Source organism: Bradyrhizobium sp. HKCCYLS1011 (assembly GCF_051167795.1).
Classification (GTDB): Bacteria; Pseudomonadota; Alphaproteobacteria; order Rhizobiales; family Xanthobacteraceae; genus Bradyrhizobium.
Genome location: NZ_JBNPTT010000006.1, coordinates 481,639 through 497,537, shown reverse-complemented (window position 1 = coordinate 497,537; position 15,899 = coordinate 481,639). Strand labels below are relative to the sequence as shown.

14 protein-coding genes and 1 other RNA gene are annotated in these 15,899 nt (G+C 65.0%); 8 read left to right on the top strand and 7 right to left on the bottom strand.

Features of this window, described 5'->3' with window-relative positions:
• The 5 genes from ACQR1W_RS22745 to ACQR1W_RS22725 form a co-directional block, all read right to left on the bottom strand.
• Nucleotides 1-795 (bottom strand): thymidylate synthase, encoded by a 795-nt coding sequence (locus ACQR1W_RS22745; RefSeq protein WP_434852876.1) that lies wholly within the window; start codon nt 793-795, stop codon nt 1-3.
• 158 nt (nt 796-953) lie between these two features.
• Nucleotides 954-2,465, bottom strand: a complete 1,512-nt coding sequence (locus tag ACQR1W_RS22740; RefSeq protein WP_008974511.1) for a tripartite tricarboxylate transporter permease — start codon at nt 2,463-2,465, stop codon at nt 954-956.
• Nucleotides 2,466-2,473: 8 nt separating this feature from the next.
• Nucleotides 2,474-3,253, bottom strand: coding sequence for a tripartite tricarboxylate transporter TctB family protein (locus ACQR1W_RS22735; RefSeq protein ID WP_434852875.1), 780 nt, complete (start codon nt 3,251-3,253; stop codon nt 2,474-2,476).
• 109 nt (nt 3,254-3,362) lie between these two features.
• On the bottom strand, nt 3,363-3,896 hold the full coding sequence (locus tag ACQR1W_RS22730) for a chromate transporter (protein WP_434852874.1): 534 nt from the start codon (nt 3,894-3,896) through the stop codon (nt 3,363-3,365).
• Nucleotides 3,893-4,489, bottom strand: coding sequence for a chromate transporter (locus ACQR1W_RS22725; RefSeq protein WP_434852873.1), 597 nt, complete (start codon nt 4,487-4,489; stop codon nt 3,893-3,895). Before ACQR1W_RS22725 ends, ACQR1W_RS22730 begins: the two co-directional genes overlap by 4 nt.
• Before the next feature lie 95 nt (nt 4,490-4,584).
• Between ACQR1W_RS22725 and ssrA the strand changes: the two genes are divergently transcribed.
• From ssrA to feoB, 7 genes are all read left to right on the top strand, one after another.
• Nucleotides 4,585-4,941, top strand: a transfer-messenger RNA (tmRNA) gene (ssrA, locus tag ACQR1W_RS22720).
• A gap of 217 nt (nt 4,942-5,158) precedes the next feature.
• On the top strand, nt 5,159-5,689 hold the full coding sequence (locus tag ACQR1W_RS22715) for an SspB family protein (RefSeq protein WP_008974507.1): 531 nt from the start codon (nt 5,159-5,161) through the stop codon (nt 5,687-5,689).
• Nucleotides 5,690-5,773: 84 nt separating this feature from the next.
• Entirely contained in the window at nt 5,774-7,198 is a 1,425-nt protein-coding gene (fumC, locus tag ACQR1W_RS22710; protein ID WP_434852872.1) for a class II fumarate hydratase, read from the top strand.
• A 262-nt stretch (nt 7,199-7,460) separates the two neighbouring features.
• Nucleotides 7,461-7,646: a DUF4169 family protein gene (locus ACQR1W_RS22705; RefSeq protein ID WP_008974505.1), complete on the top strand. Its 186-nt coding sequence runs from the start codon at nt 7,461-7,463 to the stop codon at nt 7,644-7,646.
• Nucleotides 7,646-7,927 (top strand): ribbon-helix-helix domain-containing protein, encoded by a 282-nt coding sequence (locus tag ACQR1W_RS22700; RefSeq protein ID WP_008974504.1) that lies wholly within the window; start codon nt 7,646-7,648, stop codon nt 7,925-7,927. The genes ACQR1W_RS22705 and ACQR1W_RS22700 overlap by 1 nt, the downstream gene beginning before the upstream one ends.
• Nucleotides 7,928-8,034: 107 nt before the next feature.
• Entirely contained in the window at nt 8,035-8,310 is a 276-nt protein-coding gene (locus ACQR1W_RS22695) for a FeoA family protein (RefSeq protein ID WP_008974503.1), read from the top strand.
• 17 nt (nt 8,311-8,327) lie between these two features.
• Entirely contained in the window at nt 8,328-10,199 is a 1,872-nt protein-coding gene (gene feoB, locus ACQR1W_RS22690; RefSeq protein ID WP_434852871.1) for a ferrous iron transport protein B, read from the top strand.
• A 22-nt stretch (nt 10,200-10,221) separates the two neighbouring features.
• On the opposite strand, the gene ACQR1W_RS22685 is transcribed toward feoB, so the two are convergent.
• Nucleotides 10,222-11,013, bottom strand: a complete 792-nt coding sequence (locus ACQR1W_RS22685; protein ID WP_434852870.1) for an NAD(P)H-dependent oxidoreductase — start codon at nt 11,011-11,013, stop codon at nt 10,222-10,224.
• A 91-nt stretch (nt 11,014-11,104) separates the two neighbouring features.
• Between ACQR1W_RS22685 and ACQR1W_RS22680 the strand changes: the two genes are divergently transcribed.
• The gene (locus tag ACQR1W_RS22680) at nt 11,105-12,034 is read left to right on the top strand and encodes a LysR family transcriptional regulator (protein ID WP_434852869.1); all 930 of its coding nucleotides are present in this window, start codon (nt 11,105-11,107) and stop codon (nt 12,032-12,034) included.
• Here the strand turns inward: ACQR1W_RS22680 and ACQR1W_RS22675 are convergent.
• A complete protein-coding gene (locus ACQR1W_RS22675; protein WP_434852868.1) occupies nt 12,031-15,828 on the bottom strand; it encodes an AsmA family protein in 3,798 nt (1,265 codons plus the stop codon). The genes ACQR1W_RS22680 and ACQR1W_RS22675 overlap by 4 nt on opposite strands.
• Nucleotides 15,829-15,899: the final 71 nt, after the last annotated feature.

Below are 15,899 nucleotides of genomic sequence, written 5' to 3'. Positions count from 1 at the left end.
CTACACCGCGACTTCGGCCTTGATGTGCGGATGCGGGTCATAGCCCTGCAACGAAAAATCTTCGTAGCGGAAACCGAAAATGTCCTTCACCTCGGGATTGAGCTTCATCACCGGCAGCGGCCGCGGCGCCCGTGTGAGCTGCAGACGCGCCTGCTCGACATGGTTCGAATAGAGATGCACATCGCCGAACGAGTGCACGAACTGACCCGGCTTCAATCCGGTGACCTGAGCCACCATCATCGTCAGCAGCGCGTAGGACGCAATGTTGAAGGGCACGCCGAGGAAGACGTCGGCCGAGCGCTGGTAGAGCTGGCACGACAATTTGCCGTTCACGACGTAGAACTGAAACAGGCAATGGCAGGGCGGCAGCGCCATCTTCTCGACATCGGCCGGATTCCAGGCGGTCACGATCAGGCGGCGCGAATCCGGATTGCGCTTGATCATGTCGATGACGTTGGCGATCTGGTCGATGTGACCGCCGTCAGGCGTCGGCCATGACCGCCATTGATAGCCGTAGACCGGGCCGAGATCGCCATTGGCGTCGGCCCACTCGTCCCAGATGGTGACGCCGTGGTCGTGCAGATATTTGATGTTGGTGTCGCCTTTGAGGAACCACAACAGCTCGTGCACGATCACCTTCAGCGGCAGCCGCTTGGTGGTCAGAAGCGGAAAGCCGGCCGCCAGATTGAAGCGCATCTGATGGCCGAACACCGAGAGTGTCCCGGTGCCGGTGCGGTCGTGCTTTTCCGCGCCGTCGGCGAGGATGCGTTCGAGCAGGTCGTGATACTGGTTCATGGCCGGATATGCCGTTTTCAAAGGCGCAGGTTTAGCGGAGCCACGGCCGCACCGACAGCTGCGACTCGCGCCTCTCCCCAACAAATATACCCGGAAAATGCGGGGACCAGCCCGCAAATCGCGTCGCGGAACCCGACGGGCGGCCGGCCGGCGTCTCGTCAGGATTCCACGAACACCTCGTCGCGCTTGCGGCGCAAGGTGGGCAGCACCGCCAGCACGAGGAGCACCGCGGCCACGGCCAGGAGCGAGGCCGACAGCGGCCGGGTGAGAAACACCGACCAGTCGCCGCGCGAGATCAGCAGCGCCCGACGCAGATTCTCCTCCATCAGCGGCCCGAGCACCATGCCCAGCAACAGCGGCGCGGGCTCGAAATCGTGCTTGATCAGCCAGTAGCCGAACAGGCCGAAGGCCCCTGCCAGGATGACGTCCACCGGTGCATTGTTGATGGAGTAGATGCCGATCGCGCAGAACACCACGATCGAAGGGAACATCAGCCGGTAGGGCACGCGCAGCAGCCGCACCCAGATCCCGACCAGCGGCAGGTTGATGATGATCAGCATCAGGTTGCCGATCCACATCGAGGCGATCATGCCCCAGACCAGGTCCGGCTGCTTTTGCATCACCTGCGGCCCCGGCACGATGCCGTGGATGGTCATCGCGCCGACCATCAGCGCCATGACCGCATTCGGGGGAATGCCGAGCGTGAGCAGCGGAATGAAGGAGGTCTGTGCCGCGGCGTTGTTGGCGCTCTCTGGCGCCGCGACACCCGCAATGGCGCCGCGGCCGAACCGCGACGGGTCGCGCGCGATCTTCTTCTCGAACGTGTAGGCGGCAAAGGACGCGATCACGGCACCTCCGCCCGGCAGGATGCCAAGAATCGAGCCGAGCACCGTGCCGCGAAAGATCGCAGGCGCGGATTCGATCAGATCCTTCCGCGTCGGCATCAGGCCGGTGATCTTCTGCTGCACCAGTTCGCGATCGCCCTCCGCGCCGGCATCGAGGTTACGGATGATCTCGGCAAAGCCGAACACGCCCATGGCGACGGTCGCGAAGCCGAGCCCGTCGGCGAGTTCGGGAATGTTGAACGCCATGCGGGAGGCGCCGGTCTCGATGTCGGAGCCGACCATCGAGAGCAGCAGCCCGAGCGCGATCATCGCGATCGCCTTGAGGACGCTGCCTTTGGCGAGCACCACGGCAAAGATCAGGCCGAGCACCATCAGCGAGAAATATTCGGCGGGACCGAACGCCAGCGCGATCGAGGTGAGCGGTGCTCCCAGCACCGCGATCAGCACGGTCGCGGCGCAGCCGGCGACGAACGAGCCGATCGCGGCGATCGACAGCGCCGGTCCCGCGCGTCCCTGCTTCGCCATCTGAAAGCCGTCGAGCGTGGTGACCACCGAGGTGGCCTCGCCCGGGATGTTCACCAGGATCGAGGTCGTTGAACCGCCGTACTGCGCCCCGTAATAGATGCCGGCGAGCATGATCAACGCGCCGACCGGAGGAAGCCCGAAGGTGATCGGCAGCAGCATCGCCACGGTCGCGATGGTGCCGATGCCGGGCAGCACGCCGACAAGCGTGCCGACCAGCGCGCCGATCAGGCAGAGCATCAGGTTGATCGGGCTGATGGCGACGGCAAAGCCGTGCGCGAGGTTGGCGAATAATTCCAACATTCAAGCCCTCACGGCACCAGGAAACGCGGGAACAGCGGCATCGGCAGCCCGAGGACATAGGGAAACAGCAGCGCACAGCCGATCGTGAGCGCGATGCCGACCACCAGCGTTTCGCCCCAGCGCGTCTCCGAGGTGCCGAGTGCCGAGATCAGGAAGCTGGCAAGGCCTGCCACCACCAGGCCCAACGGACGGATGGCGACCGCAAACGTCAGAATGGCCAGGGTGACGAACAAAGGGCCACGCCAATGATAGGGCGCGATGTCCGCCCCGTCGGCGATCACACCGGTCGCGGCAACCACAGCGCCCAGCCCTAACAACAACACGCCCAGCATACGCGGCGCCGTACCGGGGCCGAATGAAAAGCCGCGCATGCCCTGCAGATCGCTCGAGGCCCACAGCGCGAACAGGGCAATGGCCATCAGCGCGATGCCGCCATAGTAATCCTGCGGCGCACGGATGCGGACCAGCCACGTGAACAGCGCAACGGCGAGCAGCGGATAGGTGTAGATCACCGCCAGCAGCACATCAGAGGACAGCGCTGTCCTGCCCTCCCCTGCCGCTTGGCGCGCCAACGTCGGAATCGCCTGAACCAGCGCGGCCGCATGGGCGGACAGGACTTGCGAGGGGGTCCTGCCGGATGTCTGAACGATCAATCCGGCGAGGGCGATCAGGAGTTCGACCAGCTGTGGTGCAAGAGCGAGCAGCAGGATGATCCATGCGCCGGTCAGATTGCGCGCGGACGGCGCCGCAGCCGCTCCCCCCGGCAGATGGCCCGTCGTGTCGGCCATGTCCGATGTTCCTCCCCCGATCGACCGTTGCAGCCGATGTCCAGCATCTTCGTTTGCTGGCCGCCCTGGACTGGATGAGCAACCATTGCATTCTGCGTAGCGGCTTTCCCTAGAGAAGGCCAGCGAAACCCAAACAGCCGCCGGCCAGAAGCAGCCAGAGCGGGTTGAATCGTGTCAGCGATGCGACGAGCGCAGCAGCAAGCGTGATCAACACGGCCACCCAGGTCCGGTCGGAGGTTTGCGCCAGAACCAGCGCGCTCGCGGCCATCAGCCCGATCGAGAGCGGGACCAACGCCGCCTGCAGGATCGCAGGCCAGCGCGCCTGACGCACATTGGCGAGCCATCGGCTGACAAAATAGGCGAGCGCCGCGGTGGGCCCGCACATCGCGATCGTTGCGACCACCGCACCCGTCACACCCGCCACCGCGTAGCCGATCAAGGTGACGATCAGAACGTTAGGGCCCGGCGACATCTGCGAGATCGCAAAGGCATCGGCGAACTGCTTGTCCGTCATCCAGTGCCGCACATCGACCGCGATGCGGTGCATCTCCGGGATCGCCGCATTCGCCCCGCCGACGGCGAACAGCGAGAGCAGGGCAAAGGTCCAGAACAACTGGAACAGCGGATTGCCGTCCTCGCTCATTTCGCCCACCGCAGCTTGGCATAGGTCGCCGCAAGACTGACGGGGACGGCAATCAGCAGCACGGCCGGCAGTGGCAGGCGTAACAGCCCGATCGCGACGAACACCGTCAGCATCACGAGCAGACCCAGCACGTCACGCTTTTTGAGCAATGGCCACATCATTCGGAACACGGCCGAGACCAACAAGCCGACGGCTGCACAGGACACCCCGGCCAGCACCCGCCTCAGCGCTTCGACCTGGCCGAAATGGCTGTAGATCGCGGCCAAGGCCGTGACCAGCAGCATCGGTGGGCCGACCAGGCCAGCAAAGGCGGCCAATCCTCCGGCGATGCCGCGAAACCGGGAGCCGAACACGAGCGAAAGATTGACGATGTTCGGCCCGGGCAGGAAATGGCAGAGCGCGAAGGTCTCGTTGAATTCGTCCGCCATCATCCAGCGATGCTCCTCGACGATGGCGCGGCGGGCGAACACGAGGACCCCGCCGAAGCCGGAGAGCGACATCTTCGCGAATGCGACAAAGAGCGCGGCCAGACTGGGCGGAGGGTTATGGAGATCCGGCGCATCAGCAGCCGCCGGCGCGGCTTCGGAGGACATTCGGCCAATCTAGGGCGGCCCATTCTCGCCGGCCAACCCAATTCGGCGTGTTCCCGCACTCACCCACATTTTTGTCGGCCAATGCGGCGCCGCGGGCACTGTCATTCTCGGCGCTCGCCGCCTATATTGGGGGTGCCGGCTTGCCGGCTATGGAAATAAATCGCCGTCGAAATAAACCATTCGGACCCGGGGGCGGTACCCGGCGCCTCCACCCAAGCCCGCGGCTCGTCGCGGGTTTCGGCGGGGGCGAAATAGGATCGACGAGGGCGTAAAGGGCGAGCTTTTTCCCGGTATTGTTCCGCCGTTATCGGGCTATTGCAATAGTTGCCAACGACAACTTTGCTCCGGTTGCTCAGGCTGCGTAACGCAGTTTGAAAGACCACTCTAAAGTCCTAGCGGGTTAAGCTCCGTTAGGCGGGGTTCGGAGGCACCTGGCAACAGAAGCCTCCACTTTCTTCCTGCGAGTGCCGGTTTTGGCTGTCGCTTCCCGCTAGTGTCCGGTTTTGGCAGTCGGGACCCGCGCTCCCATATCTCGGTGATCATCCGACAAGCGGGCGTTCGATGGATACTGACCTCGGCGCCCCGCCGGGTTACGATAGTGAAAAGCGCGAGTCGGGCCCCCTTTAGGCGCGAGCCGGCTTCCGGCATCATCTGAGTACAGGACCGATCATGGCGACGGATCATATTCGTTACGACGTGTTGGCACGCGAGGCGTTGCGCGGCGTGCTGCGCCGGGTGTTGAGCGACGCTGCCGCCCACGGCCTTCCCGGTGAACACCATTTCTTCATCACCTTCGTTTCGAAGGCCGAAGGGGTGAAGCTTTCGCCCCGGCTGCTCGCCCAGTACCCGGACGAGATGACGATCATCCTGCAGCACCAGTTCTGGGATCTGGAGGTCACCGAGGACCGCTTTGAGGTCGGCTTGTCGTTCGGCGGCATTCCGGAGCGGCTGGTGGTGCCTTTCCATGCGATCAAGAGCTTTTTTGATCCGTCCGTGCAGTTTGGCCTGCAATTCGACGCCTCGGAGGCAGTCGGCGAGGCGCCGCCTGCCCCGAATTTACCGGCCGCTCCTGCTCCCTCCGCGGTTGCCGCTCCGGCCGCGGCTCCAGTGGCCGCATCCGCGCCGGAGAAGTCCGAGCAACCGGCGCAGCCGAGCGAGGGCGCTGAAGTGGTTCGACTGGATCGTTTTCGTAAAAAATAGGCCGCGGAACGGCCGCTTCTTCAGTTAATTGAAGCATGCTTGAACCGGCCATCGCCGGTTCGTGACCAATTATGGGCATGTTTCATGGCGCAGTCAGCTCAACCAACGCAACGTCCGGCCACCCGCACGGAGACGGACAGCTTCGGCCCGATCGAGGTGCCGGCTGACCGCTATTGGGGAGCACAGACCGAGCGCTCCCGACAAAACTTCCGTATCGGCCAGGACCGGATGCCGCCGCAGATTGTGCGTGCGCTCGCCATCGTCAAGCTCGCCGCGGCCCAAACCAATCTCGAACTCGGGCTCCTCGATCAGACGCTGGCGGACGCGATTGCGCGCGCCGCCCAGGAGATTATCGACGGCAAGCTCGACGATCATTTTCCGCTGGTCGTCTGGCAGACCGGCTCCGGCACACAGACCAACATGAACCTGAACGAGGTGATCGCCAATCGCGCCAACGAGCTTCTCGGCGGCGAGCGCGGTGCGAAGCAGCCCGTTCACCCCAACGACCACGTCAATATGAGCCAGTCGTCGAACGACTCGTTTCCGACGGCGATGCACATCGCAGCCGCCCGCGCGATCGCCGACCACCTGACCCCGGCCCTGACCGAGCTTCTTGCGGCGCTGCGCGCCAAGGAGGAAGCCTTCGCCGATATCGTCAAGATCGGCCGGACTCACACCCAGGATGCAACGCCTTTGACGCTGGGGCAGGAGTTTTCCGGCTACGCGGCGCAGGTGGAGAGCGCGATTGCGCGGATCGGCGCGGCCGCGAACGACCTCTTCCCGCTGGCGCAGGGCGGCACCGCGGTCGGCACCGGGCTCAATGCTGCACCGCAATTTGCACAATTGTTCGCTAAGCATGTTGCCAAAATCACCGGGCTTCCTTTCACCAGCGCGGCGAACAAATTCGAGGCGCTGGCATCGAACGACTCCTACGTTTTCGTGCACGGCGCGCTCAACTCTGCAGCCACCGGGCTGTTCAAGATCGCAAACGACATTCGCCTGTTGGGATCCGGACCACGCTCCGGACTTGGCGAACTAATCCTGCCCGAAAACGAGCCGGGCTCCTCAATCATGCCGGGCAAAGTCAACCCGACACAATGCGAGGCGATGACGATGGTGTGCTGCCAGGTGTTCGGCAACCACACGGCGATCACGGTGGCCGGCAGCCAGGGTCATTTCGAATTGAACGTCTACAAGCCGGTCATGGCTCATTGCATGATGCATTCAATTCAACTGTTGGGTGACGCGGCACGTTCGTTCACCGAACATTGCGTGACCGGCATTCGCGCCGACGAAAAGCGGATTCGCGAGCTGATGGAGCGCTCGCTGATGCTCGTCACCGCACTCGCGCCAAAGATCGGCTACGACAATGCCGCAAAGGTGGCAAAGGCGGCGCATCAGCGCGGCACGACGTTGAAGGAGGAGGCAACACGATTAGGTTTCGTATCAGAAGATGAGTTCGACCGCCTCGTACAACCTGAGAAGATGACCAGGCCTGGCCGATCATGATGGTAGTCCCGTAGTACTACGGGGGCTGATGCAATTGTAGCCGTTAACTCGTAAAGGATAGTGTCAAATAGATAGTTCTGCTGTGTGCGCGAATAAAACTATGTTCGTCTTTCGCAAAGCGGGATCGGAAGTTCGGTGTATCAGGAGCGATGACATGATGGTCTACATCCCGACTGAGTGTGCGTGCTCGGCTCGTGCTCTCGGATTCATTGTCGGGATGTGATTGTCGCGCTCTGCGATCTCTTTGATGATGGGAGTGAGCATGGGGGATGTAATCAACTTGAAGCGTTTTAAGAAGCGCATGGAGCGCGATGAGGCTGCGAAGACAGCCGATGCAAATCGCGCACGCTTTGGCAGGACCAAGGCCGAACGCGCGACCGACGCACAGCGGAAAATGCGTGCCGAGGAATTACTGGATCAACATCTCATCAAGGGCGAGGACGCGTGATGAAGTCGCCGGTCGTTAAACGTTCAATCGTCGTCGCAGGTCACAAGACCAGTGTCAGCCTCGAGGAGGCGTTCTGGAACGGCATGAAGGAGATCTCCGGTCTCCGGAACATGACGCTCTCTGAACTGGTGGGAGAGATCGACAACAACCGCCAGCAGGGCAACCTGTCCTCCGCAATCCGGCTCTTCGTGCTCGATTACTTCAAGAACCGGGCGACCGGTGCATCCGGCGAAACAAAGCCTGCGGACGGGCGCCATCCCGCCACAGCTGTGGCTCCTTGAGCCAGATCAGACGGTCCTCCGCCGGACCTGTTTAAAATCGCTCTAAGGTGCGGCTGCATCACGCATGCCGCGCTTGACCTTCTGCCGAGCGATTGAAAATACAGGTCATGAGCGAAATCTGCGATAATCGGCCGCATCTGCCGCTGGGCCTGGCCCGGCGTGGCTATACCGGGACGATCCAACACCTGGCGGCGAGCGGGACCAGCTCGTCCCTGCCGGAAGTCGAGCTCGAAAGCCGGCTGATCGAGCTCGGCTTCGTCGAAGGCGCGCGGGTCGAAATCTTGCACGAGGGCATCGTCGGACGCGATCCGATCGCAGTTCGGGTCGACAACACGACCGTTGCCGTCCGCCGACGCGAAGCGATGGCCGTCATCGTGGCGTAAGCGCCGGGGCGCAGTGAATGGAAAGTGCGTTGATGCATGTCGCCCTGGTGGGCACGCCCAACAGCGGTAAGACCTCGCTGTTCAATGCGCTGACCGGCAGCCGGCAGAAAGTCGCCAATTACCCGGGTGTCACGGTCGAGCGCAAGGAGGGGGCCTTTGTCACCCCGCAGGGACGCCAGGTCTCGGTCGTCGACCTTCCCGGAACCTACTCGCTGCGCGGCCGCAGCCCGGACGAAGAAATCACCCGCGATTTCGTGCTTGGACGCGCCACCGGCGAAGTGTTGCCCGACTTGGTGTTGTGCGTGGCCGACTCCACCAATCTGCGGTTGACCATACGGCTTCTGCTCGAGCTGAAGAACACCGGCCGGCCGCTGGCGCTGGTGCTGAACATGTTCGACATCGCCAAGCGTCGCGGCGTCGCCGTTGACGTGCCGCGCCTGTCCGAGGCCCTCGGGGTGCCCGTCGTCACCTCGATTGCCGTGCGCAAGGGCGGCACCACCGACCTGCTCAGGCTCACCGACGAGTTGCTGGCGCCAAGCCCCGCCCCGGATCGGCAGAACACCTGGCGGCCGCTGACCGTATCGGAACTGCGCGCCACCCAGCGTGAAGCCGATCGCATCATCGCCTCTGCCGTGACCCTGCCGGAGCGCCCGGACACCTGGACCGCGCGGATCGACGCCGTCGTGCTGCACCCCGTCGGGGGCCTCCTCATCCTGCTGCTGATCCTGTTCGTGATGTTCCAGGCCGTGTTTGCTTGGGCGCAGCCGTTGATGGAGCTGTTGTCCTCGGGCTTCGATACGGCCGGTCAGTTCGTCCATGACAAGCTACCGGCGGGCCTGCTGCAGAGCTTCCTGCAGAACGGGGTGATTTCAGGCGTCGGCAGCGTCATCGTCTTCCTGCCGCAGATCATCATCATCTTCCTGTTCATCCTGCTCTTGGAAGATTTCGGCTATATGGCGCGCGCCGCGTTCCTGATGGACCGCATCATGGGCGGCGCGGGGTTGCACGGCCGCGCCTTCATTCCGCTGCTGTCGAGCTTTGCCTGCGCCATTCCCGGCATCATGGCGACGCGCGTGATCGACAACCGTCGCGATCGGCTGACCACCATCCTGATCGCGCCCCTGATGACCTGCTCGGCGCGCATTCCGGTCTATACCCTGATCATTTCCGCCTTCATCCCGCCGACGCAGGTCTGGGGCTTCGTCAACCTGCAGGGGCTCGTGATGTTCGGGCTCTACGCGGCCGGGATCATCAGCGCGCTTCTGATGTCCTTCCTGATCAAGTTCTTCATGATGCGCGACTACCAGCCTGCGCCCTTCATGCTGGAGTTGCCCGACTACAAGATGCCGCGGCTGCGCAGCATCGCGATCGGCATCTACACCCGCGCCAAGATGTTCCTGCAGCGTGCCGGCACCACGATCTTCGCGATGATGGTGCTGATCTGGTTTCTGGCCTCGTTCCCGCAGCCGCCGGAGGGCGCCACCGAGCCTGCGATCAATTACAGTCTCGCCGCGATGATCGGACAGGCGATCGCGCCGCTGCTCAAGCCGATCGGCTTCAACTGGCAGATCGCCGTCGCCCTGGTCCCGGGCATGGCGGCACGCGAGGTCGCGGTCGCAGCTCTCGGCACTGTCTATGCCATCGAAGGCGGCAAGGAGGCCGCCGAGCAGATCGGCCAGGTGCTGGCGAGCAAATGGAGCCTGGCCACCGCGCTGGCGCTGCTCGCCTGGTACATCTTCGCCCCCCAATGCGCCTCGACGCTCGCCGTGATCCGCCGCGAGACCGGCAGTTGGCGCTGGATGGGCGTGACCTTCGCCTACATGCTGGCGCTTGCTTACGCCGCGAGCTTCGCCACCTATCACATCGCCGTCGCGCTCGGCGCGGGTTAGCGTCCCGCGCCTCGCGCAGCCGTCAGCCCGCGGCATCGTCCATATGCAGCGCGAAGCCGCGCGCATCGGGATCGCCGAGCTCGGCTCGGAGCTGCATCGCGGGGATCAGATAGTCGCCATGGTTCTGCCGTCGATACGGAATCGGTTTCGCGGTGAACAGCGTGCGCATCCGTTCACGAAGCTGGTCCGCAATCACCGTGAAGCCCGCGTCATCGAAACGATTGACCCGATGCGCCACGAACGCCGGCAAGACATCGAAGCCGGGATAGAACAGGACGCCGTGATTGATCGGAAACAGCAGATCCTCGATCGGGCCATTGATGCCGCGTGCTGAATAATGCTCCTCCCATCCGCCGGTGGTCACGATGAGCATCGCGCGCTTGCCTGCGAACACGCCCTCGCCGTAGCGGTCGCCCCAACGCTTGTCGCTGTGCTCGCCGACACCGTAGGTGAAGCCGTACGAATAGACACGGTCGACCCAGCCCTTCAGGATCGCGGGCATCGTGAACCACCACAACGGAAATTGCAGGATCACGGCATCGGCCCACAGCAGCTTTTCCTGCTCGGCCCTGACATCGTCGGTCAGCCTGTGCGCCTTGAAAGCCTCGCCGGACGCCGTCGCCACATTCAACCGGGCATCGGGCGCGAGCTGCGGAAAGTCGGCGCGATCGACGGCCGCCTTCCAGCCCATGGCGTAGAGGTCTGAGATCCTGACCTCATGGCCCTGGTCCTTGAGTTCGGCGACGGCGACATCGCGCAAGGCGCCGTTGAGCGAGCGCGGTTCGGGATGGGCGAAAACAAGCAGAACATTCATGGTATCGATCCTTCGGTGGAACCGGGCCATGACATAGACGCGTACCGATATATTCACTATATGTCGGTTATCGATAATATTATGCCGATTTATGGATAAATCAGACGTCAGCTTCGCGCATATGCGCAGCTTCGTCCGGGTCGCCGAACGCGGCAGCCTGTCGGCCGTGGCGCGCGAGCTTGGGGTCGGGCAGTCCACGATCACGCGTCACCTGCACGAGTTGGAGGATGCCGTCGGGGTGCCGCTGCTCAGCCGCACCACCCGTCGGGTGACGCTCACCGACGAGGGCAGCCGCTACTACGCGAACTGCATTCAGATCCTGCGGCTGATCGAGCAGGCCGGCGATGAGGCACGCGGCACGCAAGGTGCTGCGGCAGGCACCATCCGACTGTCCTGCACCGCGGCTTTCGGCGTCCTGCACGTGACCGGGCTGATCTTCGGCTTCCAGGACCGCTATCCCGACATCGCCATCGACCTGAGCCTCACCGACGAGCGTATCGATCTGGTGCGCGAGGGCGTCGACATCGCCCTGCGTCTGGCGCCGCTCACCGACAGCTCGATGAGGCTGCGCACCCTTGGTCATTCGCACCGCCTGCTGGTCGCCGCCCCCGACTATCTGGATCGGCACGGCGAGCCGCTGGTGCCGCAGGACCTGATCGGTCATGAGGGCATCCGCATGTCGAATGTCGCCGGCAGCGACGTCCTCACCCTGCAATCGCCGGACGACCACCGCGAGACGGTGCCGTTTCTCGGCCGTTTCCGCGTCAACCACGGACTTGCCGTCCGCGAGTGCCTGCTTGCGGGCCGCGGCATCGCCGCCGCGCATCGCTGGCTGGTCGACGATCTGCTCGCCGACGGCCGGCTCACGCCGATCCTGCCGGACTACATCCTGCCCTCCGTGCCGCTCAGCATGCTGATCCTGCCCGAGCGCGCCGGCATCGCGCGCGTCAGGCTCCTGATCGACTATCTCGCCCGCGAGATCGCGCGCCTGCCTGGCATCACTCCCGTCGCCGTGGCTTAAGGATTCGAAAGCTGCGGCGTCAGCACCAGCGGCGGCCGCGGTCGCGGCCTCGCCGGCGCCGCGCCAGGCGCGGGCTTGATCTCGACCGGTGGCGGCAAGGGAGCAATCTGCTGGCTGGCTGCAACCGGCGGCACCGTCGCGGGCGCCGGCGGTCCGGACAGCGGCGTCTGCGCCGGCACCGTTTGTTGGCGCGGCCCACCGAGCTTGGCACGCGGATCAACCCGCCGCGGATCGCGCCCGGGTGCCGGCACATCGGTCAGGCTCGGCGGCGCAGGGCCGGCATCGGAGGGGCCCGGCAGGGACGCAGTGGACGGTGGATAGGGCGGCGGCATCTCGCCGCGCGCAATGGCATCGAGCCGGCGCGTCTCGCGATCGATCGCGCGCACCGCAAGCCACGACGACAGCGAGGTGACATCGACACTGCGACTGAGGCCGTCGGGTGTGCCTGCCGCAAACAACCCGATCTCAGGGCGGCTGTTGGCGTTGCCGATCACCGTCGTGATCAGGCTCGCGCGGATATCGGCCTGATCGGCCGGGATGTCATAGCCTCCGGAGACGATGGCGCGCGCATCCTTGGCTTCCAACGTCGTCGCACTGACGCGCATACGCCCGTCGCGGATGACGAACGGAATCTGCGCCGAGGCCACCGCCAGCGATCCGGCAGTCAACGGCGGCTCGATAATCTGCCGCAGCTTGACATCGTCGGTGATCTGGCCGGCATCGAAGGCGCGCAGTGCCACGTCGAAGGCACGGGGATCGAGACCGGGAATCGACGCGCCGTCCAGCGTGACCGTGCCGTTGCCAGACAGCGCGCTGGTCAGCGCCTGCAGGCTGCGTCCCTCGCTCGCGAGCGCCATCTGCGCAGAGACGCGGCCGGCTGGCATCTTCAGGCTGCGGTAGTGCAGCGCATTGCCATCGACGTTTGCCAGCTCGATACGGCCGCTCATCGCTAGCCCGTTGGCGTTCGGCCGCGCATCGAGGGTTGCCGTGACGTCGCCGCCGCCGAGCCGGCCCTTGAGATTCTCGACCGTCAGCGTCTGCCCGTCGCTCTTGATCGTGCCGCCGATCGGGCGCAGCTCGCCACCGCCGGGCATCGCACCGCTGAGCGCCTGGAATGACAGCCGGCCACGCCATCCCTTCAAGAGCCCCGGACCGAGCGGCTCCGCGGCGTCGCGGCCGCTCGCGCCGATCGCGAGCGCAAGCACTTGGGGCACGTTGAGCGCGTCGAGCCCGAGTTCGCCATCGAGTTGCTTATCGTCCTCGAGCGTCAGCGCGAGGCGGCCACGGAGCCGCGCGCCACCAGCAAGACCATCGATGTCGTCGAACGTCATCCGGCCCGCCGACAAGCCGACACGCGCGGATAGCCGGACGTTCTGCGCGGCCGCAACCTGCGGATTCAAGCCGACCATCGGCGCCAGATTCACGTTGCGGAGGCGCAGATTGAGATTGGCCTTGAGCAGATCGGCTGCGGCCAAGCTCAGGGCATTGGTCCAGGAGCCCGACGTGGATTCGACCGTGCCTTGCACCTCGCCGTCGAGACCGACGCCTGAGATCTTTGCTGTGACACGCAGCGGCGCATGCCAATTTCCGCTGATATTGGTTTCGAGCAGGCCGGGCCCGTTGCCGGTCGCGGCGAGCCGATCAAGACCGAGCAAGGTGAGCAGCAGGCTGCCCTGCTCGGCTGAAATCTTGGTGTCGAGACCGACATCAGTCCGGCTGACCGCGTCGAGGTCGAGATTGCGCAGCGCCGCCGCAAGCGGCTTTGCGGTCAGCGCGGCCGTGCTTTTGAGCTGCGGAGCGTCGAGATCGAGCACGGCTTTGGCCTGCGCGCGGTCGGAGCTTGCCGGATCCTTGGCCAGATCGAGCGCGAGCTTGAGCCGCGCCGGCCCAGGGAGAGTTGCGGCCTTCTCCAGGCGCGCGGCAACGTTCGGCGCCAGCGGTTGGAGCAGCGCGGTGATGTCGCGCAGCGACGCAGCGCTCGAGGTCAGGGCCAAGCGGCCGGTGGTCTCCGCGCGGTCGAAACGGCCGGATCCCTCGGTGGAAACGCCACCTTGGCCGAACTTCACCTGATCGAGCACGATGCTCTTCGGCCCGTAGGACAGCTTGGCGGTCAGCGGCCGCAAATCCTGGCCACTCCAGGTGGCGCGCGCAATATCGAGCGAAATGTCGGCATCCGCCGGCCACGCACCGTCAGGACCAGCCAGCGAACGTGCCAGCGCCATGGCGGCGTCGATATCGAGCCGCTCGCCCTTCAATGCCGCCTCGAAGCGCGATGGTGCGCCGGACGGCGTCACCAGCGCGACCCTGCCCTCGACCGCCCCGCTCTCCATCTCGGCCTTCAGACCTTCGAGCGCGAACCGGTCGGGCCCGACGCTGACATTGCCACGCAGGCGCAGCGGTCGCTGGCTGCGATAGGTGGTCTCGGTGCGGCCCTGCAGCCAGGCCACCAGCGCATCGGGATCAGACGAATCGAGATCGAGCGCGCCGGAGAAACCCGATGTGGCTGAAGTAGCCGCAATGGCTGTCTTGAACGTCAGATGCGTCGCGCCCGGCGCGCGCAGATCGACCTGCTGCAGGCTCCACGCCGTGGGCTCGCTGTGCAGCTTTGCAGTCACGTCCTGCACCGGACGTCCCGCCAGCGTGATCTGCTCGGTCGAGAGCTGGACCTCGGCAGGCAGCGGCAAGGTGGGAAGTCGCGCCAGCCACTCGCGCAATTCGGGCAGCGCGCGCACCGGCACGGTCGCCTTGCGGTCGGCATTGTCGTCGACCCCGAGCAGCCGGTCGGCGTCGAGCCGCCGCGCCGACAGCGTGGCCCGCAACAGAGGCGCTGCGCCGAAGCGCACCTCGCCGGTGCCGGCAAATTTCAGCGCCCGCTCCTCCTGGCCGAAGCTCACCTCGACCTGATCCAGCTTGGCGGCGGCGGGATCAGCCGCGACCTTGGCCGTCATGCGCCAGGGGGCATCGGTGATAGCTTGCTTGCCGGCTCGCGCGCTCGCCTGATCCTTCGCCTCAGCCGGCTTGATCTTGCCCTGCTCCTTCGACTGTTCCTTGTTCGACTGTTCCTTGGGGGGCGGTGAGGACAAGGTCAGCGCCCCGGTAAACTGCGGCGCGCGGTTGGCAAAGCTGATCAGGCCCTCGACGTCGGCAACCACAGGCCGCTCGCCGGGATCGATATTGAGGTGCACGCGCAGGCCGCTGGAATCCCGGTCCTGGCTGGAGGAGACCCGAAACGGATAGCGGGACCCCAGAATAGAAACGGCGCCGTCGCCGCGGAGCGAGCCGGCCAGCGAGCGGACGTCGCCCGAAAATACGATGTCGTTGAGCTCGAGGGTGGAGTGGCTGGTCGCATCATGCAGCGCGACGCGGCCGGTCAGATTGAGGCGATCGATCGACAGCGCCGCCAGATTGAACCTGCCGCCCCCGCCGGCCAGATCGACGCGGCCCTTCGGGTCGAGCCCGAGATCGGCGGACATGCCGCTGACGGTGAGCTCGTTAGCCCGCCACTCGCCCCGCATCAGATCGCCGAGGCTGAACTCGACGTCGAGCTTGTCGGCGCGCAGCTTGCCGAGGTCGTTGGCGCCACCGAAGGTGACTTGGCGCAGCCGCAAGGTCGGCGTCGGCAGCAGCCGCGCGTCGAGCGCGCCCGCGACCCGCACCGGCACGCCGATCACCTGGCTGGCCTCGGCCTCGAACTGGGGCCGGAACTGGTTCCAATCGACGAAATATGGCCCAATCAGCGCGGCAAGAAGCGCAAGGATGAAGGCAATCGCCAATCCGAGCAGGGTCGTCTGCACGGGGTCTCCCTCAAAGCACAACGCTCCGGCGCCCTGGCCATCAATTCGCAGGCGGCCGCCTCCCCGCCACA

Bases quoted from the DNA above. Each gene is read 5' to 3' on its own strand.
- ACQR1W_RS22745 (WP_434852876.1), bottom strand. From the start codon at position 795: ATGAACCAGTATCACGACCTGCTCGAACGCATCCTCGCCGACGGCGCG.
- ACQR1W_RS22685 (WP_434852870.1), bottom strand. From the start codon at position 11,013: ATGAATGTTCTGCTTGTTTTCGCCCATCCCGAACCGCGCTCGCTCAAC.
- feoB (WP_434852871.1), top strand. From the start codon at position 8,328: ATGGAAAGTGCGTTGATGCATGTCGCCCTGGTGGGCACGCCCAACAGC.
- ACQR1W_RS22695 (WP_008974503.1), top strand. From the start codon at position 8,035: ATGAGCGAAATCTGCGATAATCGGCCGCATCTGCCGCTGGGCCTGGCC.
- ACQR1W_RS22700 (WP_008974504.1), top strand. From the start codon at position 7,646: ATGAAGTCGCCGGTCGTTAAACGTTCAATCGTCGTCGCAGGTCACAAG.
- ACQR1W_RS22715 (WP_008974507.1), top strand. From the start codon at position 5,159: ATGGCGACGGATCATATTCGTTACGACGTGTTGGCACGCGAGGCGTTG.
- ACQR1W_RS22680 (WP_434852869.1), top strand. From the start codon at position 11,105: ATGGATAAATCAGACGTCAGCTTCGCGCATATGCGCAGCTTCGTCCGG.
- fumC (WP_434852872.1), top strand. From the start codon at position 5,774: ATGGCGCAGTCAGCTCAACCAACGCAACGTCCGGCCACCCGCACGGAG.
- ACQR1W_RS22725 (WP_434852873.1), bottom strand. From the start codon at position 4,489: ATGTCCTCCGAAGCCGCGCCGGCGGCTGCTGATGCGCCGGATCTCCAT.
- ACQR1W_RS22735 (WP_434852875.1), bottom strand. From the start codon at position 3,253: ATGGCCGACACGACGGGCCATCTGCCGGGGGGAGCGGCTGCGGCGCCG.
- ACQR1W_RS22730 (WP_434852874.1), bottom strand. From the start codon at position 3,896: ATGAGCGAGGACGGCAATCCGCTGTTCCAGTTGTTCTGGACCTTTGCC.
- ACQR1W_RS22740 (WP_008974511.1), bottom strand. From the start codon at position 2,465: ATGTTGGAATTATTCGCCAACCTCGCGCACGGCTTTGCCGTCGCCATC.
- ACQR1W_RS22705 (WP_008974505.1), top strand. From the start codon at position 7,461: ATGGGGGATGTAATCAACTTGAAGCGTTTTAAGAAGCGCATGGAGCGC.